Annotated in this window: 17 protein-coding genes; 8 read left to right on the top strand and 9 right to left on the bottom strand. The window is 72.0% G+C overall.

Features of this window, described 5'->3' with window-relative positions; genetic code table 11:
• Nucleotides 1–94: 94 nt before the first annotated feature.
• From ACFQVC_RS26815 to ACFQVC_RS26790, 6 genes are all read left to right on the top strand, one after another.
• The gene (locus tag ACFQVC_RS26815) at nt 95–286 is read left to right on the top strand and encodes a ferredoxin (protein ID WP_381835250.1); all 192 of its coding nucleotides are present in this window, start codon (nt 95–97) and stop codon (nt 284–286) included.
• A 12-nt stretch (nt 287–298) separates the two neighbouring features.
• Nucleotides 299–1,558, top strand: coding sequence for an NAD(P)/FAD-dependent oxidoreductase (locus ACFQVC_RS26810; protein ID WP_381835248.1), 1,260 nt, complete (start codon nt 299–301; stop codon nt 1,556–1,558).
• 169 nt (nt 1,559–1,727) lie between these two features.
• Complete coding sequence (locus tag ACFQVC_RS26805) at nt 1,728–2,921, top strand: aromatic ring-hydroxylating oxygenase subunit alpha (protein WP_381835246.1); 1,194 nt, start codon at nt 1,728–1,730, stop codon at nt 2,919–2,921.
• A 116-nt stretch (nt 2,922–3,037) separates the two neighbouring features.
• The gene (locus ACFQVC_RS26800) at nt 3,038–3,760 is read left to right on the top strand and encodes a class I SAM-dependent DNA methyltransferase (RefSeq protein WP_381835244.1); all 723 of its coding nucleotides are present in this window, start codon (nt 3,038–3,040) and stop codon (nt 3,758–3,760) included.
• Between the two features lie 112 nt (nt 3,761–3,872).
• On the top strand, nt 3,873–5,129 hold the full coding sequence (locus ACFQVC_RS26795) for an MFS transporter (RefSeq protein ID WP_381835242.1): 1,257 nt from the start codon (nt 3,873–3,875) through the stop codon (nt 5,127–5,129).
• Between the two features lie 60 nt (nt 5,130–5,189).
• A complete protein-coding gene (locus ACFQVC_RS26790; protein WP_381835240.1) occupies nt 5,190–6,215 on the top strand; it encodes an alcohol dehydrogenase family protein in 1,026 nt (341 codons plus the stop codon).
• 58 nt (nt 6,216–6,273) lie between these two features.
• On the opposite strand, the gene ACFQVC_RS26785 is transcribed toward ACFQVC_RS26790, so the two are convergent.
• Nucleotides 6,274–7,812 carry a helix-turn-helix domain-containing protein gene (locus ACFQVC_RS26785; protein WP_381835238.1) on the bottom strand — a complete coding sequence of 513 codons (1,539 nt, stop codon included), beginning with the start codon at nt 7,810–7,812 and terminating at the stop codon, nt 6,274–6,276.
• Between the two features lie 248 nt (nt 7,813–8,060).
• On the opposite strand from ACFQVC_RS26785, the gene ACFQVC_RS26780 reads away from it, so the two are divergent.
• On the top strand, nt 8,061–8,711 hold the full coding sequence (locus tag ACFQVC_RS26780; protein ID WP_381835237.1) for a hypothetical protein: 651 nt from the start codon (nt 8,061–8,063) through the stop codon (nt 8,709–8,711).
• Nucleotides 8,708–9,313 carry a hypothetical protein gene (locus tag ACFQVC_RS26775; RefSeq protein ID WP_381835235.1) on the top strand — a complete coding sequence of 202 codons (606 nt, stop codon included), beginning with the start codon at nt 8,708–8,710 and terminating at the stop codon, nt 9,311–9,313. Before ACFQVC_RS26780 ends, ACFQVC_RS26775 begins: the two co-directional genes overlap by 4 nt.
• Before the next feature lie 117 nt (nt 9,314–9,430).
• Here the strand turns inward: ACFQVC_RS26775 and ACFQVC_RS26770 are convergent, their stop codons facing one another.
• The 8 genes from ACFQVC_RS26770 to ACFQVC_RS26735 form a co-directional block, all read right to left on the bottom strand.
• Nucleotides 9,431–10,033: an isochorismatase family protein gene (locus ACFQVC_RS26770; protein ID WP_381835233.1), complete on the bottom strand. Its 603-nt coding sequence runs from the start codon at nt 10,031–10,033 to the stop codon at nt 9,431–9,433.
• A 120-nt stretch (nt 10,034–10,153) separates the two neighbouring features.
• Nucleotides 10,154–11,149, bottom strand: coding sequence for a GlxA family transcriptional regulator (locus ACFQVC_RS26765; RefSeq protein WP_381835231.1), 996 nt, complete (start codon nt 11,147–11,149; stop codon nt 10,154–10,156).
• Between the two features lie 48 nt (nt 11,150–11,197).
• Nucleotides 11,198–11,329, bottom strand: a complete 132-nt coding sequence (locus tag ACFQVC_RS26760) for a hypothetical protein (RefSeq protein WP_381835230.1) — start codon at nt 11,327–11,329, stop codon at nt 11,198–11,200.
• Nucleotides 11,330–11,356: 27 nt separating this feature from the next.
• Nucleotides 11,357–15,163 carry an ATP-binding cassette domain-containing protein gene (locus ACFQVC_RS26755; RefSeq protein ID WP_381835228.1) on the bottom strand — a complete coding sequence of 1,269 codons (3,807 nt, stop codon included), beginning with the start codon at nt 15,161–15,163 and terminating at the stop codon, nt 11,357–11,359.
• Nucleotides 15,164–15,336: 173 nt separating this feature from the next.
• Complete coding sequence (locus ACFQVC_RS26750) at nt 15,337–16,680, bottom strand: vWA domain-containing protein (protein WP_381835226.1); 1,344 nt, start codon at nt 16,678–16,680, stop codon at nt 15,337–15,339.
• Nucleotides 16,677–17,993: an AAA family ATPase gene (locus ACFQVC_RS26745; protein ID WP_381835224.1), complete on the bottom strand. Its 1,317-nt coding sequence runs from the start codon at nt 17,991–17,993 to the stop codon at nt 16,677–16,679. Before ACFQVC_RS26745 ends, ACFQVC_RS26750 begins: the two co-directional genes overlap by 4 nt.
• A 420-nt stretch (nt 17,994–18,413) precedes the next feature.
• Complete coding sequence (locus ACFQVC_RS26740; protein ID WP_381835223.1) at nt 18,414–19,910, bottom strand: hypothetical protein; 1,497 nt, start codon at nt 19,908–19,910, stop codon at nt 18,414–18,416.
• A gap of 189 nt (nt 19,911–20,099) precedes the next feature.
• Nucleotides 20,100–21,003, bottom strand: a 904-nt coding sequence (locus tag ACFQVC_RS26735) for a right-handed parallel beta-helix repeat-containing protein (protein ID WP_381835221.1), incomplete at its 5' end; no start/stop codon positions are given.

Raw genomic sequence — 21,003 nt, 5'->3', positions numbered from 1 at the left:
ACATCGAAAACGTCAATGCGGGTCAATGCGGATACTCTCCCGCCTTCTCCGAAAGGGGAGCCGGCCGAAAATGCGAGTGTTGAGGAGGACACTCATGAAGATAGTCGTGGACCGAGATCGGTGCACCGGCATCGGAATCTGCGAATCATTGGTTCCGGATGTTTTCGAGGTCAATGAGGACGGGGAGATGGTCCTGCTCGTCGACGCCGTGCCGGAGGGGATGGAGGCCGAGGCGCGTGAGGCCGTCGCCTCCTGCCCCAACGAAGCGCTGGCGCTGGAAGACTGAGGGGGCGGCGGTGTGAGCGAGACACTGGTCGTGGTCGGAGCGTCGCTGGCCGGAATGCGGGCCGTCGAGGCCGTACGCGGTGACGGCTGGGCCGGCTCGGTGGTCCTGGTGGGGGCGGAGGAGCATCTGCCCTACGACCGGCCGCCGCTGTCCAAGGGGTATCTGTCCGCCGACGACTGCCCCGACCCGACCTACCGTGACGAGGCCCGGCTCACCGGAGAACTCGGTGTCGACCTGGTGCTCGGCACCCCGGCCTCCACCCTCGACACCGACGGGCGGACCGTGGCCGTCGGCGACCGCGAACTGCACTACGACTCCCTCGTCCTCGCGACCGGTTCCCATGCCCGTTCGCTGCCCGGCACCGAAGGGCTCGGCGGCGTCTTCACCGTCCGGACCCTGGACGACGCACGGGCGTTGCGGGCGGCGCTGCGCGTGGGGACACCGCGGGTCACCGTGGTCGGCGCCGGGTTCATCGGCTCCGAAGTGGCCGCCGTGGCAAGGGAGATGGGCCTGCCGGTCACCGTGATCGAGCAGAGTCCCACCCCGCTGGCAGGGCCCGTCGGGCCGCGGATGGGGCAGGCGCTCACCCGCCTTCACGAGCGGCACGGCACCCGGGTGCTCAGCGGTGTGGGCGTCGCCGAGGTGCTCGGAGACGACCGGGTGCGCGCGGTGCGGCTCTCCGACGGCAGCGAGCTGGAGACCGATGTGCTCATCGCCGGAGTCGGCGCGGTGCCCGCCACCGACTGGCTGTCCGGGTCCGGACTCCTGCTCGACGACGGCGTGGTGGCCGACGCGACGCTCGCCGCCGCGCCCGGCGTTCATGTGGCGGGCGATATCGCGCGCTGGCCCAATCAGCTCTTCGACGATGTGCTGGCAGGGCCGATGCGGCTGCAGCACTGGACCAGCGCCGCCGAGCAGGGAGCCCGTGCCGCCCGTAACGCCGTCGGTCCCGCACAGGCGCAGGCGTACGAGACCATCCCCTACTTCTGGTCCGACTGGTACTCCAGCCGGATCCAGTTCGCCGGGGTCTCCCAGGCCGACGGGCACGAGGTGCACATCGAGGTGGTCGCCGGTGACGCGGCGGGCGACGGCCCGTTCACCGCCCTGTACGGCGCGGGCGGCAGGATCGTCGGGGCGCTCTGCCTCGACATGCCCGCCGAGATCATGAAGTACCGGCGGCTGATCTCGCAGCGCACGCCGTGGAACGCCGCCCTTGAATTCGCGGATGAGCGGCGCCGTAAGGCTGCGGAGAAGGCCAGGGCGGCCCGCTGACGAAGCCTGATGAGTCCGGTTTCCAGCCGCGCCCTTGTATCGAAGTGAAACGCACAAGTACTTACGAGTACGCGCAACTGTGCCCGAATACGCCCTAGCACGCCCGAGTACGAATTTCTGGAGGGCCTCAGTGTCCAAAGCGCCCGGTTTCCCGGCCGACGGGAACGAAATGCCCACCGAACGTGACGATGTGGCGAGGTCGGTTGTCACCGCCGAAGCGGATCCGACGGATATGACCGAGTTCGCGGTACTGCCGAAGGAGGCGTACACGAGCGAGGAATACCTGGCGGCCGAGAACAGGCGGCTGTTCAGCATGTCCTGGATGTTCGCGACGTTCGTGCGCCATGTCGCCAAACCGGGCGATGTGGTGCCCGCGAACATCCAGGGGGTGCCGATCTTCATCGTCCGCGACGAGACCGGAAAGCTCCGCGCCTTCCACAACGTCTGCAGCCACCGCGGCAGTCAGCTCGTCTGCCAGCCGGAGCAGGACCGCAAGACGATCGTGTGTCCGTACCACGCCTGGACGTACAAACTCAGCGGCGAACTCTCCTGGACCAAGCATTTCGCCGGGGTCAACGCCACCGATCTCCCCGACCGCCAGCAGAACAAACTCGGACTCAAGGAGGTGGCGGTCGCCGAGTGGCTCGACTTCGTCTTCGTCAACTTCTCGGCGATGCCCGAGAGTTTCTCCGACAACATCGCCGAACTCCAGGACCGCTGGTCCGACTACGACCTGAGCGTGATGACGTACCACACCTCATTGCGCTACGAGTTCGAGGCCAACTGGAAGCTCATAGTCGAGAACTTCCTCGAGAGCTACCACGTGCCCTTCATCCACAAGACGCTCAACACCTACTCGCCGTTCTCGGAGCGGTACCAGATCAAGCTGAGTGACCGGCTCATGGGCATCGGCACCGGCCAGTACCAGCCGGACTCGATCCACGGTATGCGGCTGCCCAGTTGGCCCATGCGCGACAAATCCGAGGGGACGGTGAAGGCCGAGTACTTCAGCGTGTATCCCACCTTCCTGGTCGGTGTCATGCCAGACCACCTGTTCGCCTGGGTCCTCGAACCGGTCGGCGCCGGGCGGACGATCGAGCATCTGCACTTCTACTTCGTCGGCGAAGAAGGCGCCCACGCGGAGGAATTCGCCCCGCACCGTACCCAGACCCTCGAGAACTGGAAGCAGGTGAACGACGAGGACTGGGACATCATCCAGCGGATGCACGCCGGTATGCAGTCCCCGGCCTTCCCGCACCCGCTGCTCTCCCGGCACATGGAGCGCAACGTCAATGGATTCCAGACGCTGATACGGACCCATGTGGGCCTTCCCGGCCCCGCCCGCACCACGCTCGTCTCCTGAGCCAACAGCCAACAGCCAACAGCCAACAGCCAACAGCCAACAAAGAACAACGAGCACGGAACAACGAGCACGGAACAACGAGCACGGAGCAACCGGATATCTGAAAGGGCCCTTTCATGGGACGCGGCAACACCAGCAGCACCATGACCACCGAGCGGACACACGACCCACGGAACCCACGGAACGCACGGACAGCCGACCCGAGTTTCGACGCCATCAAGCAGTCCCACGCGCTCTCGGGGGACGCCGGCCGTCTGGACGACTTCTACCGGAACTGGGCGGACTCCTACGACGCGGACGTCTACAACCAGGGCTACCAGGGCCCGCAGTTCATCACCGAACTCGCGGTCGACGCCGCCCACGCCCTGGAAAGTCCGCCGTCGACGCTGTCCGTCCTCGACGCCGGGTGCGGCACCGGGCTCGTGGGTGTGGAACTCGCCCGCAGGGGCTTCAGCCGTATCGACGGGATAGACCTCAGCCAGGCCATGGTCGACCGGGCCCGGGACACGGGCAGCTACGAGCGGCTGATCGGCGGGGTGGACCTGAACTGTCCCGTCGACTGCGTGCCCGCCGACGCCTATGACCTGCTGGTGTGCTGCGGGGTGTTCACCGTCGGTCACGTCGAGGCCGAGGCGCTCGATCATCTCCTCGACACCGTGCGTCCCGGAGGAGTGCTCGTCATCAGTACCCGGCACAGCTATCTGCGCGGCTCCCGGTTCACCGAGCATGTCGCCGGGACCGCCGAGGACGGACAGATCACTCTGGTCGCCTCCGACGACAACGGCCCCTACATTGACGAGGAAGGCGCCACGTACTGGGTACTCCGCAAGGACGGCTGAGTGTGTCGTCGTACCGCGTGTACGCGCGGGAACCACGAGTCCCGCGCGTACCGCCCGTGCCGCCGATCCTCACGCCGAATCCACCCCCACGCCCGGAAGAGGGAGCGCGGCGATGACCACCGAGACCTCACCACGTGCGGATACCGGCGTCCGCTGGGGCATGGTGTGCGCGGGCACCGCGCTCATCGGCACCTGCTACGGGTTCGCCCGGTTCGCCTACGGACTGTTCGCGCCCGAGTTCGAGAAATCGTTCGCCATGTCGTCCACCGTGTCGGGAATCATCGGCTCGGGAAGCTACGTGGGGTACTGCATCGCGATCGTGATCAGTCTGATCCTCACGGAGCGTGTGGGCGCGCGCCGGGTCGCCATGGCCGCGGGCACCGTGGCCGCAGGGGGCACTCTGATGGTCGCGCTCGCCCCCAGTACGCCCGTCCTGGCGGCCGGAGTGCTCATCGCCGGGTCCAGTACCGGGCTTGCCTCGCCACCCATGGCAGCGGCGGTCAGCCGCTGGGTCCGCGCCGGAGTCCAGGACCGTGCACAGAGCGTGGTCAACGCGGGCACCGGCATCGGTGTGCTGGTCTCGGGGCCCATCGCCCTGATCCTGATCGACCAGTGGCGCTGGGCGTGGGCGGTGTTCGCGGTGATCGCCGCCGCGGTGACGCTGTGGGTGCGCAGGACCATCCCCTTCACGTCCTCCGAGCAGGGCACGGACTCGGGGGAGCGCGGGTATGTACCCGGTACCGCGGCGCTGGTCCTGGGGGCGTTCTGCATGGGCCTGAGCAGTGTCGCCATGTGGACCTTCGGCCGTGACCTGGTCACGACCGAGGGCGGGGCCGGCGATGTGGTGTCGACCTCCATGTGGACCGTCCTCGGCGCCGCCGGGTTCGCCGGGGCGCTGAGCGGCGATCTCGTGGCCCGCTCCGGCCTCGCCCGGTCCTGGAGCATGGTGATGGTCGTCATGGCGGGATCGACGGTCCTGCTCGCGCTGGCGCCCGGTTCGGCCGTCGCCACCTACGCCGCGGCCGCGGTGTTCGGTGCCTCGTACGTGTGCCTGTGCGGCGTCATCCTGCTGTGGAGCACCCGGATCCATCCGCGGCGGGCGTCCTTCGGGGTGGGGATCTCCTTCCTGATGATCGCGGTCGGCCAGGCCGTGGGCGCGCCCCTGGCCGGCGCCCTCACCGACGCCGCCGGGGGCACCGCCGCGTTCTACACCTGCGCCGTCATCGGTGTCATCGGAGCCCTGGTACGCCCGGGCCGTGATGTCAGGGACGCCCCGGGGCCGCAGGGGAGCGACCGGGCCGGACACGACGGGCGCGACGCAGTCCGTGACGAGCGTGCCGAGCGTGACGAGACGAGTTCGCGGCGATAGGCGATAGCCGCCCGTAGCCGCCCGCGACACCGACACGAGGGAAAGGCGGAGGCCAGGACCATGCGAGGCGTTGTCGTCACCGGATTCGGCGGACTGGACAAACTGGAGTACCGCGAAGACCTCCCCGACCCCCGGCCGGGCCCTGACGAGGTCGTGGTGCGGGTCGCCGCCGCAGGACTCAACAACACCGACGTCTGGACCCGCGAAGGGGCGTACGGAACCGCCAGTGACTCCGGTGCGTCGGCGGGCTGGCGTGGCGAGCCGATCCACTTCCCCCGTGTCCAGGGGGCCGACGTCGTGGGCCGGATCGCCGCCGCCGGCGCGGAGGTGCCGCCTGCACGGGTGGGGGAGCGGGTGCTGATCGATCCCATGCTCTACGAGGGCGGGGAGGAGGAACTCGTACGCACCCGGTATCTCGGCAGTGAGCGCGACGGCGGATACGCCGAGTACGTGGCCGTCCCGGCGAAGAACGCGCACCAGGTGGACACCCCCCTCAGCGACGCCGAACTCGCCACCTTCCCCACCGCGTACCTCACCGCTCTGAGGATGCTCGGCCGGGCCCGGGTGAGCGGCGGTGAGACCGTCCTCGTCACCGGTGCCTCCGGCGGCGTGGGCTCCGCCCTGATCCAGCTGGGTGTCCTGCGCGGGGCCCGGGTGGTGGCCGTCACCTCCGCCAAGAAGGCCGACGCGGTCGCGGAACTCGGGGCGCACACCGTGCTCACACGGGAGGACTTCGACCCCGCCGCCGTGGCCGGCGAGGTCGATGTCATCGCCGACGTCGTGGGCGGAAGCCTGTTCCACCGGCTGCTCGCCGAGGTGCTCCGACCGCTCGGACGGTATGTGATCGCGGGTGCCATGGCCGATCCGCTCGTCGAGACCGATCTGCGCAGGCTCTATCTCAACCAGGTGGAAGTAGTGGGCTCGTCGTTCGGCTCCCACGAGGACTTCGCGGAGCTTCTCGGCCTCATCCGGAGCGGCTCGCTCCGGCCGCTCCTCGCGCGCTCCTATCCGCTCGCCGAATTCGTCTCGGCGCAGCGGGAGTTCATGGGGAAGGGATTCGTGGGGAACATCGTGGTCACGACCTGAGCCGGTCCCGCGGCAAGTCGGTTCCTTGCGAGCCGGTCCCGCGGCAAGCCCGTCCCGGTCACCCTCCCGTCTCGTGCCCCGTCTCGCGCGCGAACAGGCGGGTCAGAGGGTGGAAGCGGTAGCGCTCCGGTGCGGGGGAGTCCAGGAGTTGTACGTCGACGAGTTCCTCCAGGGCCGCCTCCGTCTCCGTTTCCGGGAGGGCGCCGCCGGTGCGGTTCATCGCGTCGTGGAGGGTCAACTCGCCCTGTACGGAGGCCAGTAACGGAAGCGTGCGGGCGGCGGCGCGGCCGGGATGGCCGCGGTCGAGGAGGGCCTGGTGGCCCGCGCGCAGTGCCGCGCGCATGTCCAGGTCGCCGCAGCGCAGCTCGTCCAGGCGGCGGCCCGGGTCGGCGAGGCGGTCGGCGAGGGCCCGTACGGGCCAGCGCGGGCGGGCCGCCAGGCGGGCGCCCGCGATGTGCAGGGCAAGGGGGAGATGGCCGCAGTGCCGGGCGATGGCGGCGGCCGCCGACCGGTCCGCGGCCAGCCGCTCGGGTCCCGTCCAGGTGCCGAGCAGGGCACTGGACGCCTCCGGGGTCAGGAGCGGCAGGTGCAGATGGACCGCGCCGTTGAGCGTGGCGAGCACACTGCGGCTGGTGACGAGGACGGCGCAGCCGGATCCGGCCGGCAGCAGGGGGAGTATCTGCGTGGTGTCGCGGGCGTTGTCGAGGACGACGAGCAGCCGCCGCCCGGTGACGAGCGCGCGGTACCAGGCCGCCGCCTCCTCCACCCCCGCGGGCCGCGCGGTATCGGCGCCGAGGGCGCGCAGGAACCGGGTCAGGACGACCAGCGGCGGCAGCGGCTGCGCACCGCTGCGGGCGCCGTGCAGGTCGGCGTACAGCTGCCCGTCGGGGAAGTGCGGCGCCAGCCGGTGCGCGGCGTGGACAGCGAGCGCCGACTTGCCGATGCCAGCGGGACCGTCGAGCGCCGCGATCAGGGGCGGTGCCGGGGAGGTGCTCGGACGCAGCGCGTCGAGGGCCGCCAACTCCCACGCCCGGCCCGCGAGTTCGGGAAGGCCCGCGGGAAGCTGGTGCGGTACCGGTGGCCGTGCCTGAACGCCGGTGCGTGCCGACGGGAGCGCGTGGCGCGGATGCTCCTGCTGCGCGGAGTCGTGGTGCGGGTGGCCGTGTCCCGGCCCTGAGGCGTCGGTGACGCGCCTGCGGCGTGCTTCCTCCACCCGGTCGCGGGCCGTCGCCAGGGCCCCCACTTCCTGCCCGGTGGCGCCGAGCAGTTGCACCAAGGCATCGAAGCGGTCCGTGGGCGGCAGGGTCTTGCCCGCGAAGTAGTCCCCGATCACGCCGTGCGCCCAGCCTGTCTTGGCGGACAGCTGCCGGTAGGTGAGCGGCGCGTCGCCGATCCTGCGTGCGGCGCGTCGGCGCAACTGGCGCAGCAGGGCGGCGAGTTCCTCGACCGTACGGATGGACTCGACACGCCCGCCGCCCGCCGCGCCCCACAATTCACCGCCGGGCGCTCCCCGTTGGCCGACCTGCGCTCCCCGTTGGCCGCCCTGCGCGCCACGTTCACCGCCAGGCGTGCCGTCCGCCCCCGTAGCCCTGGCCATGGTCCCCCGCAATCCCCCGTGTGCCGCCACGGGCCGGGCGTGTGCTTGCCCGGCCGCACGGCCGAAGCCATCCGGACCTGTCCGGTGCCGCCCGACATCGGGGGCCGCCCGGGGGACGCGACTGCCAGCATCCCCGTACTGCTTGACCCTTGCCCGACGAACGGGTCCCGCACCGGCTGTCGTCACGGCATTCGCTCGCCGTGGCCCGACGGTTTGGCACGGCTCCCGTCAAAGGAGGTACGACGCACATGAGCAGTATCTGCAACAAGCCCCCTGTGGTGGATCCCGGGTTCTCGGCCCACAGGGACCTTTACCAGCGCGTGGACGACCCGATCGCCACCGGCTCCGCACACTTCATGCGGGCCGGAAGCGAGCTGCACCTGATGCACTCCGACCTGGAACTGAACGACCGGCGCCAGGCTGTCGTACGGGCCTCCTGCGCGGCCGCCGCGGTCAAGGCGGCGCTCACGGAGTACCGCACCTCGCACCGCATCGCCCAGGAGCTGGGGTTCTACGCCGTCCACGACGACCTGCTGCGGTCCGCGGGGGACGGCACCGTACCGGTGCACGAGACCCTGGGCGGCGCCCATGACGCGGACCTCGTGGACCTGCCGGAGTCCGAGGTGGACGCCCTGGCGCGGCGCTACGCCGACGGCGGGGACGAGGCGGCGTTCGGGCACTTCCTGTCCGCGCTCACGGAACTCTCCACGGAGCTCGACGGCTTCGCGGAGGAGGCCGTGACGGCGTCGCCCGCCGACGTCCAGCGGTTCGCCTGGCGCGCGATCACGCGGTTCGACCGCATCCGGGCCTACGGCCAGGCGATGGCTGTCATCAACATCCTGGGCACGGCCCGCATGGTCACCGCCGGTGCCACGGACGGAAGGAGGACGGACGGATGAGTGCCATCTGCAACAAGGCCCTGAGCCTGACCGAGGAGGGCCTGCGCGACAAGAAGCAGTTCGCGCAGAGCGCGGGCGGTGAACTGAACGCCGCAGCGGGCGAGTTGTTCCGTGCCCTGGAACTCGCCGAGCACGGCGACGCCCTGGACGGGGCGGCCGTGTACGCATCGGCGGCACGTGAACGCCTCGTCGGCGCGGCCCGCCTCCTTGCCGACGTGGCCGCCATCCTCGAGACGGGCACGTTCAGCGAGGAGACGGCCGAGTGGTACCGGCAGCTCGACTACGACCGCCTGTACCGCTCGGGCACGGGCCTCGGCGAAGTGCCGCAGGCGGCCGAGCTGTGGCACGAGTTCGCTCGTATCGCCGCCGCGGAGGGCCCGGTAGGGATCTGCCACGACCTGTACGCCCGCACCCTGGGCGTCGCCGAGCTGATCGCCCGCTGGCTGAGGGAGACCGCCGAGCATGCCGCGGGCGCGGAGCTGGTGCGCGTGCAGTGCGCGATGGCCGACCTGGCGACGTACGCCCGGCTCGTCGCCTTCGCCAACAAGGTGGAGCCCCGTGACCCGGTGTGGCTGCTGCCGAAGACCGCCGTGAAGCAGTGAGAAGAGGGGGAGCGCCGGCCTCTTCGGCCGGCGCTCTCCGTATGCCTTGCGTGCCCGTGCCCGTGCCCGTGTCCGTGTCCGTGCCCGTGTCCGTGCCCGTGCAGCGGGTGGCGTGCGTCAGGCGATGACGTCCTCGACGCGCAGGGCGACCGGACCGAACAGGTCGCTGATCGTGGTCAGGGCGGCGCTGTGCAGCGTCCCGGCGGGTACGGGGGTCCCGTCGGGGGCGGCGAGCGTACGGGAGGCGGTGGCCTCGGCGACGACGGTGGGCCGGTAGCCGAGGTTGAAGGCGCCCTGGGCCGTGAAGGTGACGCACATGTGGGTCATGAAGCCGGCGAGCACCAGGTCGGGACCCGCGTCCAGCGCGCGCAGGGTCTTCTCCAGGTCGGTGGCGTGGAACGAGTTGGGGAACTGCTTGACGATCACCGTCTCCCCTTCGGCCGGGGCGACTTCGGGGCTGATGGCGCCGATCTCGGCGCGGATGTCGTACGGGGTGCCCTCGCCGCCGTCGTTGAGGATATGGATCACGGTGGTGCCCTGGGCGCGGGCGGCGGCCAGCAGGCGTGCTCCGGCGGCCAGCGCTTCCTCGGCGCCTTCCAGGGCCATGACGCCGGTGCGGTAGGTGTTCTGGAAGTCGATCAGGATGAGGGTGCTGTCGGCCAGCTTCGGGAGCTGGCTGTCGAGACCGCTGATGTCACGAAGTGTCTTGGAAACGGGCACGGTTGGGCTGCCTCTCTCAGATGATGGGTGAAGTCGATGCGCAACGGCGCAACGGCGCAACGGCGCAACGGCGTAAAGGGGTAAGGGGGTGACGGCTAGCCGGTCGGCTGCCGTGGCCGGTCAGGCCGTGGTGGTGCGGAAGCGGCGCCGGTAGGCGGCCGGGCTGGTGGCGATCTGCCGCCGGAACGCTCGGTGGAGGGTCTCCACCGAGCGGAGGCCGGTGGCCCCGGCGATGTGCTCCAGGGGCTTGTCGGTGGTCTCGAGGAGCCGGCGGGCGGCCTCGACCCGCAGGGCCTCGACGTATGCGGCGGGGGTCTTCCCGGTCTCCTGGGTGAACACGCGGGCGAAGTGCCGCTCGCTGAGGCTCATGCGCGCCGCGAGTGCCGCCGCCGAAAGGTCCGCCTCCAGGTGTTCGGAGATATACAGGCGCAGCTCGTCGATGTCCCGGCGGGAGGCAGGCGGGCGGCTGATCGGCACGCTGAACTGGCTCTGGCCGCCCTGACGCTTGAGGTAGACGACCAGCTGCCGGGCGACCGTGAGCGCGAGGTCCTCGCCGTGGTCCTCGGCGACCAGGGCGAGCGCCAGGTCCAGGCAGGCGCTGATGCCCGCTCCGGTCCACACCCGGCCGGAGCGGATGAAGATCGGGTCGGGGTCGACTTCGACCTCCGGGTGGTCGGCGGCGAGCCGCTCGGCCGTGGACCAGTGCGTGGTCGCGGCCTTTCCCTCGAGCAGACCGGCGGCGGCGAGGAGATGCGCCCCCACGCACACCGAGGCGATCCGCCGCGCGTGCGGCGCGGTCTCCTTGATCCAGTCCACGATGCGCGGGTCGATCCGGGGCCGGGGCCCGTCGGAGTCCATGTCCACCGCGCCGGGCACGAGGAGGGTGTCCACCTCGGTGCCGACGTCGGCGAAGCCGAGGTCCGTGACGATGCGCACGCCCGCCGACGTGGCCACCGCTTCCCCGCCCCGGCCGGGCCCGGCGAGCCGGACCTCGTAGCGGGTGCGGCCGCCGGATTCCCGGTTGGCCAGCGCGAAGACCTCGGCCGGTCCCGTGACGTCGAGCAGATCGACGTCGGGGAAGACCGCGATCACGACGCGGTGACTGTTCTTGGACATGAACCCATCGTGCGTGCCGGGGGCTGTGACCGCAATGACAGGCTTCTGTCACATCCGGACATCCCCGGTGCGCCCGGCCTCCCAGGCACCCGTACCGGTCGTCCAGGGGCGCCCGGCCTCCCAGGTGCCGGTACCGGTCGTCCAGGAGCGCCCGGCCTCCCAGGTGCCGGTACCGGTCATCCGAGGGGAGGGGCGGCGTCGTGGCCCTCACCGATAGGCCCGCGCCTGGAGCTCGTACATCTGCGCGTAGAGGCCGCCCCTGGCGAGCAGCTCCTCGTGGTGGCCGGTCTCGATGAGCCGCCCCTCGTCGAGTACGACGATGAGGTCGGCGCTGCGTACGGTCGAGAACCGGTGGGACACCAGCAGGGTGATGGTGCCGTGCCCGCCGGCTGTGCCGGGATCGCGGGCCGCGGTGACGAAACGTTCGAAGAGGGCGTGCTCGGTCTCCGCGTCCAGGGAGGCGGTGGGCTCGTCCAGGATGCGCAGCAGCGGGGCCTCGCGCATCAGGGCCCGGCCCAGGGTCAGCTTCTGCCACTGTCCGGTGGACAGGTCGATGCCGCCGGGCCACTGGCTGCCCAGCTGGGTGTCGAGGCCGTGCGCCAGCGCGCCCGGCAGCTCCGCGGCACCGGCTCGTGCCAGCGCGCCCCGTACTGCCTGCGGATCGTCCAGGCGGGGCAGGTCGCCGACGCCCACCGTCGTACGGGCAAGGAGCTCGAAGCGCACGAAGTCCTCGAACCCGGCGGCGAGTTGACGGCGCCACCCGTCGGTGTCGAGGGCGGTGAGCGGGGTGCCGTCGACCGCGATACGGCCCCGGGTCGGCTCGTACACCCGGCAGAGCAGTTTGACGAGGGTGGACTTGCCGGAGCCGTTCGCGCCGACGACCGCCACCACGGCGCCGGCCGGGACGTGCAGATCGATGGCGTGCAGGGCGGCCCGCCGGGTGCCGGGGTAGCGGAAGCCGAGGCCGTCGAGGGTGAGGCCGTGCCGCAGGGCCGCCGGCACCTCGGCGGTCGCGGCCGCGGGGCGTACCCGGTGGGCGTAGGACCGCAGCCAGTGCAGCCGCTCGGCGCTCTGCATCAGGTCGGCGACCGCACCGGCGCTCTGCACGAGCCCGGCGGCATGGCCGGTGAAGCGCCCGGCCAGAACGACCGCGAGGAGAACCGCGCCCAGACCCGTGCGCCCCTCGGCCGCCTGGTGGGCGACGAAGGCGACCGCGCCGACCAGGCCGAGGGTGTTGAGAAGGCCGCCGATGCCGCCGAGTGCGGCGATGCGCCACTGCGACCGGCCCAGCACCGCGTTGCCGCCCTTCCGCAACTCCTGTGCCCTGGAACGCAGTTGAGTTCCCCCGTCGAAGATCCGCAGTTCCTTGGCCGCCGCCGCCGAGGTGGCCAGGCGGGTCAGGCGCACGGCGAGCCGGTAGTCGGCGGCGGTCGCTTCCTGCGCGCGAGCGCCGATCGCGCGGGCGGCCACCTGCAGGCGCAGCGCCGCCGCGCCGACCAGGGGCAGCGCCAGGAGCGCGGGGTGCACGGTGGCGAGCAGTACGGCGGTCACCAGGAATCCGCCCAGCTGCTCAAGGAGATTGAGCAGCCAGTTGAGCAGCGCGCCGATGGCCAGGGTGCGCGAACGCAGCAGGTGGAGGCGGTCCTGGAAGGCGGGCTCCTCGTGGTGGCGCAGGCCCGCGATGCCCGCGGCGAGACGGGCCAGGAGCCGGTCGAAGGCGAAGCCCACGCGTTCGCTGAGGCCGACACGGGCGGTGGCGCCGGCCAGCTCGACCGCCTGCCATACGCCGAGACTGAGCACGAGCAGCAGTGCCGCCGTCGCGGTCCGCGCGGAGTCCTGCAGTTGCGCCCCTTCGGCCAGGGAGCGCAGCCACAGCGCCTGGAGGGCCGCGAGCCCGGCCGCGGCCGGCACCAGGAGCAGCCCGAGTGCGGCGAGCTTCCACGACTCGCGGAACGCACCCCCGACGAGGGTGCGCAAAGCCTTCAACACCCCGTGCTTGACGCCGAGTTCGGTGCCGAGTTCGGCGCCGGGACCCGGGTCGTGTCCGGTATCGGGTCCGGTGTCCGGTGCGTCGTCGGCAGGACGGGTGACCGGTCGCCGGGGCGTGGCCGCCGAAGCGCGGTCCGGAGGTGACGCGGCGTGGTCCTCCTCGGTGAACCGGGCCGCCTGCAGCCGGTACATCCGGGCGTAGCGCCCGCCGCGTGCGAGGAGTTCCGCGTGGGTGCCGCTCTCCACGATCCGGCCGCCGTCCAGGACATGGATCAGATCGGCCTTGCGTACGCCGGAGAAACGGTGCGAGATCAGCAGCGTGGTGGCGCCACGGGTGACCGTGAGGAACCGTTCGAAGAACGCCGCTTCCGCACGGGCGTCCAGGTGGGCCGTCGGCTCGTCCAGGACGAGCACGGAACCGGCCCGCGCCGCGAGCAGCGCCCGCGCCAGGGCGACCTTCTGCCACTGGCCCGCCGACAGATCGGCGCCGCCCTCGAACTGCCGCGACAGGACGGTGTCCCAGCCGCGCGGCAGCCCGCCGGGCAGCGCGGATCCGTCGGCGAGAGCGAGAGCGCGCTCCAACTCGCCCTGCCCGAACTCGTGCTGCCCGAACTCGTGCTCCCCGCTCTCCGCCTGCCCGAACTCGGCCTGCCCGTAAGGTTCTTGGGGGCGGAGTGCGGTGATGTTGTCGCGCAAGGTCAGTGGGTACTTCACGAAGTCCTGGAAGACGACGGACAGTCCGGCGCGCCACTGCCGGGCCGTGCACGACCTGGCGTCGACGCCGTCGAGGGTGATCCGCCCGGCATCGGGTTCGTAGAGGCGCGCGAGGAGCTTCACCAGGGTGGTCTTGCCGCAGCCGTTCGCCCCCACGATCGCGACCGAGGCGCCGGCGGGTATCCGCAGGTCGAGGCCGCGCAGTACGGGATTGTCCGCGCGTGGATAGCCGAAGGAGACCGAGTCGAAGACGATCTCTCCCCGCAGGCCTCCGCCCGGCCGGTCCTGTGCGGCCGCCTCCGGGTACTCGCGCCCCCGCTGTTCCCGGCTGCGGCCCTCAAGGGCAGTGAGCGACCGCAGCCCGAGGAGCGCGTCGCGTACCGAGAGATCGGGATCGCCCACCCAGCCGAGCGCGGGTACCGCGAGGGCGGCCTGTACGACGATGACGAGCGGGGCGAGGGCGAGCCCCGCGTGCGTCGCGGACCAGGCCGCGTACCCGAGCACCAGGCCCTCGGCGAGCACCACGAACCCCACGGCGCCGAAGGCCCGCCCGGAGGCCGACCTGCGGGTGGCCCACACCTTCGCCATGCCGGACTGCCAGACAGCCGTCATCTGCTCGGCCACCCACTCCGCAAGGCCGAACACCCTTATTTCCTTTGCGGGTTCGGGATCCACGGCGAGTGAGCGGAAGTAGCCCGAGCGGCGAAGCACGGCGCTCGCCGCCTCCATGCTGCCGTGCACGCTGCGCGCGAGCCGCAGATTCGAGCGGTACGTCAGGGCCGCCGCGGCCCCGAGCAGCAGCGGCGCCCACCAGGCCAGGGACGCCAACAGGCCGAGCAGGGCGATGCCTTCGAGCCGTGGCCGTACGACTTCGGGCAGCAGGGAGGCCAGTTGGTCGGCGCGGGTGGCCGGTTCGGTGGCCAGGCGCAGGGTGTCGGCATAGGCGGGTTCTTCGAGGTGGGCGATGCTGTCGGGGGCGAGCGCGGCGGCCATGGCCCGGTCCTCGACGGCGCCGGCCGCGCGCAGCCGCAGCACCGCGGACAGGCCGCTCTCCAGCGCACGCAGCGCGGTGCGCGCCACGGCGAGTGCCGCGAACAGGGTGAGGGCAAGGACGAGTTGACGTGTGTCGTCCCCGGTGGCGCCGGAGGCCACGACACCGGGCAGGGCACCCACGAGCCACCCGGTGGCCACGATGGTGAGCGCGGCGGTCGCGGCCCCGCAGACCACCACCCCTCCCAGGGCGACGGTGTGCCAGGGCCCGGCCCGCCACAGCAGCCCCAGTGCGGCTCTCCCTCCGTGCCAGCTCCGCATGGCGCCCCCAAGCCGCGTACGTCGGTCGGCTCGCAGGCTCGCAGCCGGACCGTCGCGCCGAGACCGGAACCGGTCACGGCCGGACGGCACCGGGCGGGGAAGGGGGACGGGGAAGGGGGACGGGAAGGGGGGGCGAGGACGGGAGGGGCCTTGAGCAGGGGCGAGACGGCGCGCTACGGTCCGCCCGTCCCGATCTCGACCACCCGGGCCCAGTCCGGTGGCGTGTCCGGTACGTAGTCGGAGTTGTCCTCGTCCCACGCACCGCCGTTCCACGAGCCGCCGCTCGCATGCCGTGGAAACAGGCCCACCACCGTCCGGCACGGTGGCTGTGAGGCGGGCCAGGGGGTCTGTCCGTCGGTCAGGGCCACGATCACGTCCGGCCGAGGGCGGGAACGGAGCGCCTTGGCGAAGCCCGTACGCAGATCCGTACCGCCACCGCCGACCAGCGCGATGCCCTCGGCGCGGCACAGCGGATGGGCGACCCTGGCCGCCGCGTCGCAGGACAGCACGGTCACCAGGTCGCGGCGGCCGCCCACGGCGCGGGAGATCGCGGTGACTTCGAGGAGCGCGCTGCCCAGCTCCGTGTCGCTGACCGAGCCGGACGTGTCGATGACGACGGTGACGCGGGGAGGCCGCCGCCGCAGGCTCGGCAGCACGGCCCCCGGCACTCCCGCCGAGCGCCGGGAGGGCCGACCGTAGCTGTAGTCGTCGCCCGCGCCGGGACCGGAAGCCGCCGAGCGCACCGCCGCCCCCAGCAACTCCCGCCACGGCTGCGGCGGATGGAACACCTCGTCCGCCCACCGCCGCCACCCCTTCGGGGAGTCACCGGGACGCGCGGTGATGCCCTGCGCCACCCGGAACCGCACCGCTTCCCGTTGCTGCGCGCTGAGGCCGTGCGCGCCGTCGGGGCCGAGGTCCCACTCCCGGTCGAGCCCGTCGGCGCCACTGCCGCAGTCGAGCCAGGCCAGGTCCTGGGTAAGGGGGCCGAGCCGGAACTGGCGCAGGTAGTCCTCCATGAGCTCCCCCTCGGGCAGCCCCAACAGCCGTGGATCCACCGCGCCTTCGGGCCGGGCCAAGCCCTCGCCGAAGACGTCGTCGTTGATCTCGCAGTCCGCCGCGATGTTCATCCGAAGCCGCTCCGCCGGACCGGTCAGGCCACGCTCCCGCGCGACGCGGTCACTGCGTCCGTGATGGTCGCGCAGCAGATGCGACACCTCGTGCACCCACACGCCGGCCAGTTCCTCCACCGTGGTCCGGTCCACGAAGCCCGGCGAGACATAGCACCGCCAGTGCCGGTCGACGGCCATCGTCGGCACCGTCCGTGACGCCACGGTGTGCAGGGCGAACAGCGCTGTCGCCAGATAGGGCCGGGCCCGGGCGGCGTGCAGCCGGGCGGCGAACAGCTTGCCGCGGTCGAGGCCGAGGCCGAGGTCCGGATCGATGTCGGGGGCGGGGGCGGCGCCGGAGTGGGGGGCCGGGTGCGGGTCCCGGTGCCCCGGGGGCACGGCGGTGCTCATCGGCCCGCCTTCGCGGTGGCCGCCGCGGACTTGGCCGCCGTCCGCTGTGCCGCACGGTCCGCCCGCTGCGAGAGGGACACCGCGCCCGCGAGCCGCTCGATCGACGCCGGTACGTCCCAGTCCTCCTGGCGCAGCGTGGCCAGGGTGGTCGCCGGAACGACCACCAGATCGGGGGCGCCGGTCTCCACCGCCCGCACGAGCAGCGCCCACGCCGCGTCCCAGCGGGCCCTGTCCGGGCGCGCGCGGACCGCTTCCACCACTCCGTCGAGCGCGGCCTGCCGCAGATCTCCCCGCTCGGGCAGGACGGCGGCCGCCGGATCGGCGAGCAGCGATTCGGGGTCCGGCAGGTCCATCCGGTCGAGCGAGGCCAGGAGTTCAAAGCCGGGGCCGTCCCCGACGGCGCCCCTGACCAGCTCGGAGAGTACGTCGCGCGACGAGCCCGCCGCGGTCGCGAAGGCGGTCAGGACCAGTGCGGTCTCCCAGCTGCGGGGTGACGGCCAGGCGCCGCCGCGGCGCGTCTGGGTGGTGGGCAGCCGGTGGACGAGTGCGGGGCGTGCGGACAGCAGCCCGCACACCGCGCGGCGGGCGAAGTCCACGGCCTCCGGCAGCTTTGCGGGGTCGAGCCGGGGCAGCGTCGCCCGTGGCCAGGTGCCCCCGAGGCCGCGTACGACCACTTCGTGGTCGTGGGTCCACTGGAGATGGACGAACCGGTTGGCGAGGGGCGGGCTCAGCTCCCATCCGTCGGCCGCCGACGAGCGCGGATTGGCGGCCGCCACGATCCGTACGCCCGGGGGCAGTTGGAGGGCGCCGATCCGCCGTTCGAGGACGAGCCGGAGCAGGGCGGCCTGAACGGCCGGTGCCGCGGTGGACAGTTCGTCGAGGAACAGCAGGCCACGGCCGGCCCGCACCAGGCGTACCGCCCAGTCCGGCGGGGCCATGGGGACACCCTGTTCCGCGGGGTCGTCGCCGATGACGGGCAGGCCGGAGAAGTCGGACGGCTCATGGACGCTGGCGATCACCGTGGTCAGCGGAAGGCCGAGGGACTCGGCGAGCTGCGTCAGGGCCGCGGTCTTGCCGATGCCCGGCTCTCCCCACAGGAGCACGGGCAGATCGGCGGCCACTGCCAGGGTCAGGGCCTCCAGCTGGGTGTCGGGGCGCGGTTCGGTGGTCGTGTCGCGCAACAGGGTCAACAGCTGGCCTGCGACGTCGAGTTGGGGTGCGGAAGCGGTCTCCCCAGACGGAGTGGAAGGGATGGTAGAGGCGAAAGTGGCAGGAGTGACGGTGGTTTGAGGGAACGGGGCGCAAGTGGGCATACGTGATCACCTTTGGGTCGAGCCGAAGGGCGGGAGCGAGAAGGGTGTGGGGGAATACGGGTGCGGGGGGGATAGGGGTGTGCGGGAGAGGGGCGCGGGCGAGCAGGGCGGGAGGGAGAAGGCCCCGGTGGTGAGGAGTCGCGTGGCGTGGGTGGGTGCGGTGGTCGTCGGGGCGGCGCGGTGCCGGGCGGAGGTGGTTGGGTGCGGGGCCGGTTGGACCCGCTCGGTGCGTGCGTGAGGAGTCGCCTGGCGCGGGTGGGTTGCGGGGGCGGCGCGGTGCCGGGCGGAGGTGGTTGGGTGCGGGGCCGGTTGGACCCGCTCGGTGCGTGCGTGAGGAGTCGCCTGGCGCGGGTGGGTTGCGGGGGCGGCGCGGTGCCGGGTGGAAGCGGCTGGGGGGGGCGGTCAGACGTGTTCGGTGCGTCAGCGAGGAGTCGCGTGGCGTGGGTGGGTGCGGTGGTCGTCGGGGCGGCGCGGTGCCGGGCGGAGGCGGCCGGGTGCGGGTCCGGCCAGACCGGCCCGGTACAGCCCATAGGCGAGACGGCGCTGCGCGGCCTGCTCCAGTGCGTCCCGCAGAGCACCGGTGCGCAGCAGCGCGTCAGGGCCGACGAGCCCCTCGACCACGGCCAGCGCACCGGCCGTATCGCCGTGGTCCAGGCGTTCGCGTACGCCGGTGAGGCAGTCCGGACGGCGGTGTGCCTCATCGATCGCCCGCAGGCAGGGCAGCGGGGTGCCGGTCAGTGCGACCAGCAGCTCCTCCCGCCGGATCTCTGCCGCGTCGTGGTCAAGTGCGGCGAGTACCCCGTCGACCAGGGCGATCCGGTGCTGTGCGCCCCGGCACTCGACGATGCGTGGCGCTCCGGCCGGGTGCGGCCGCCGGTCCGGATCGCGCTCGCCACCGGGCAGCGGTGAGAGGTCGGGGGCCAGGGCCGAGGTGACCAGTGGATGCAGCCGGTCGGGTTCGATCGCGGCGGTGCGGAGCAGCTCCAGGTCGGGCGGCACCCAGGTCGCCGCGTCGGGCAGGACCGGCAGTGCCGGGCCATGGCCGTCCGGGGGCGCTGCCTCGATGCGTACGGCGTGCTGCCCGGGACCGTTCGCTTCGGCGGCCGGACGCAGGGCGAGCCGGTGCCTGCCGCCGAGCCGCACGATGACGGTTCCGGTGGTCCGCCCCTCGGCGCGGAGCAGGATCCCTGCTTCGTCCGCCCACCGGCCGACGGCACAGCCCCGTCCGGGCGGTACCAGGTCCGGGTCCCCGTGCGGTTCGGCAGAACGGCCGTTGGCGGGCGACCGCTGCTCCGCCCCCGACCGTTCCCGCAGCTCGTCCGTTCTGCGCGCATCCCACAGATGACGGTGCAGGTCGAGGCGGAAGCGCCGGTCGGGACGGGGGTGCGGGTGCCGGCGGTCGCCGGGGCCGTCGCGCACGCCGTCCCACAGGGTGAGGCTGATCCGCTGACCGCCGTCGGCCCAGGCGGGCGGCGTACGGGCCACGAGATGCAGCGGATGCTCGCCCGCACGCCCCGCACGCCCCGCACGCCCCGCACGCCCCGCACGCCCCGCACGCCCTGCGGACCCGGACCCGGATCCGGCCCCGCCCTCGGTCTCGTAGCGGGCCAGAGTGATCGTGAGCCCGGGCCGCAGCAGCCCTCGGGGCGCGATTCTCGGCATGTGCCAGCGGAGGAGATCGGGTGCGAGGTGGCGCAGGTCGGCCCGCAGCCGGGCGGCCAGACCTTGGCCGTAAGTACGCGCCACAGCACGCAAGTTGAGGTCGATGTCGAAGCCTGCGGCGGCACCCGCACCCGCCCAGTCGCCGGCGTGACGGCGGGCGGTCGCAGTCTCGATCATGGACGGCGGCACGGCGAACTCGCGCACGCGCAGCCACATGGAAAGGCGGGAATCCCCATACGCGGTGTCAGTGAGCATCAGCACTCACCTGGCGCGGACGGGACCCCCAATCTGACAGCAGAGTGAGTCGTCATCGCGGCGAGCATAACCATGGCGGACCGGATCTGTCAGGGCCCTTTCGCCGCGATGCCCACTGCGACGCCCACCGCCCGGCCCTGTCAGGAGGGGCCGGGCGGCGGGCCGATCAGGGCCGCCGATCAGGGCCGATCAGCGTCGTGGCCGGGACTTCAGCGGGGTGGAGGGAGCCTTCAGCGCGCTCCAGGTGAAGTTGAACTGCGAGCCGGGCTCGATCGTGACGTCGCCGTCGCGGGAGTCGCTGATCGTGACGTTGGTGAGCGTCGCGCTGCCGCGTGCTCCACTCATGGCGAGGATGCCGGAGCCGTTGTTGGACTTGCAGATCCTCACGTTCGTGATCTTCGCGTCCGGCACGGTGCCGCCGCCGGTCTTGAACTGGATGCCGTCGTACGTCGAGTCACAGATGTCGGTGTCGCGAATGATGACGCCCGGGATGTTCTGACCCTGTGCGAACAGCGTGATGGCGCCGAACTCCTGGTCCTCGTTCCAGAACGCGCCGCCCGTGCGGTACAGACCGTTGTTGGCGATCACGGTCTGCCCGGAGAACGGCAGCGGGTCGTGGTCGGTGGCGAGCATGATGCCGGGGTAGTTCATGGTGTCGGAGATCAGGTTGTTCTCGATCGTGTTGCCGTAACCGCCGTACACCGCTACGCCGTTGGCGCGCCAGGGCAGCTGGACGGTGTTGTTGCGGAAGGCATTGTCGTGGCCGATGTCCACCGACTGGTCCTTGACGTACTTGTTGGCCCAGACGGCCAGGGCATCATCGCCGGTGTTGCGGAATGACGAGTTGAACACCGTGGAATTGCGTGTTCCGTTAGAGAAGTTGACGCCGTCCGCATAGGTGTTGCGGATGCGCATGCCGCTGAACTCCAGGCCGTCGCCCGGTCCCCAGAGGGCCGGGATGTTGTCGTAGTCGCGGCCGACCCAGGCGCCGACGTTGGCGTGCTCGATCCAGACGTTCTTGATCTTGGTGTTCTTGCCGAAGCGGCCGTTGAGGCCGACGCCGCCCTCCTGGTTGCCGTCGCCGCCGCGGATG

Source organism: Streptomyces monticola (assembly GCF_042665355.1).
Classification (GTDB): domain Bacteria; phylum Actinomycetota; class Actinomycetes; order Streptomycetales; family Streptomycetaceae; genus Streptomyces; species Streptomyces monticola.
The sequence above is the reverse complement of the archived record's forward strand: the minus strand, read 5'-3'. Positions and strand labels throughout refer to the sequence as shown.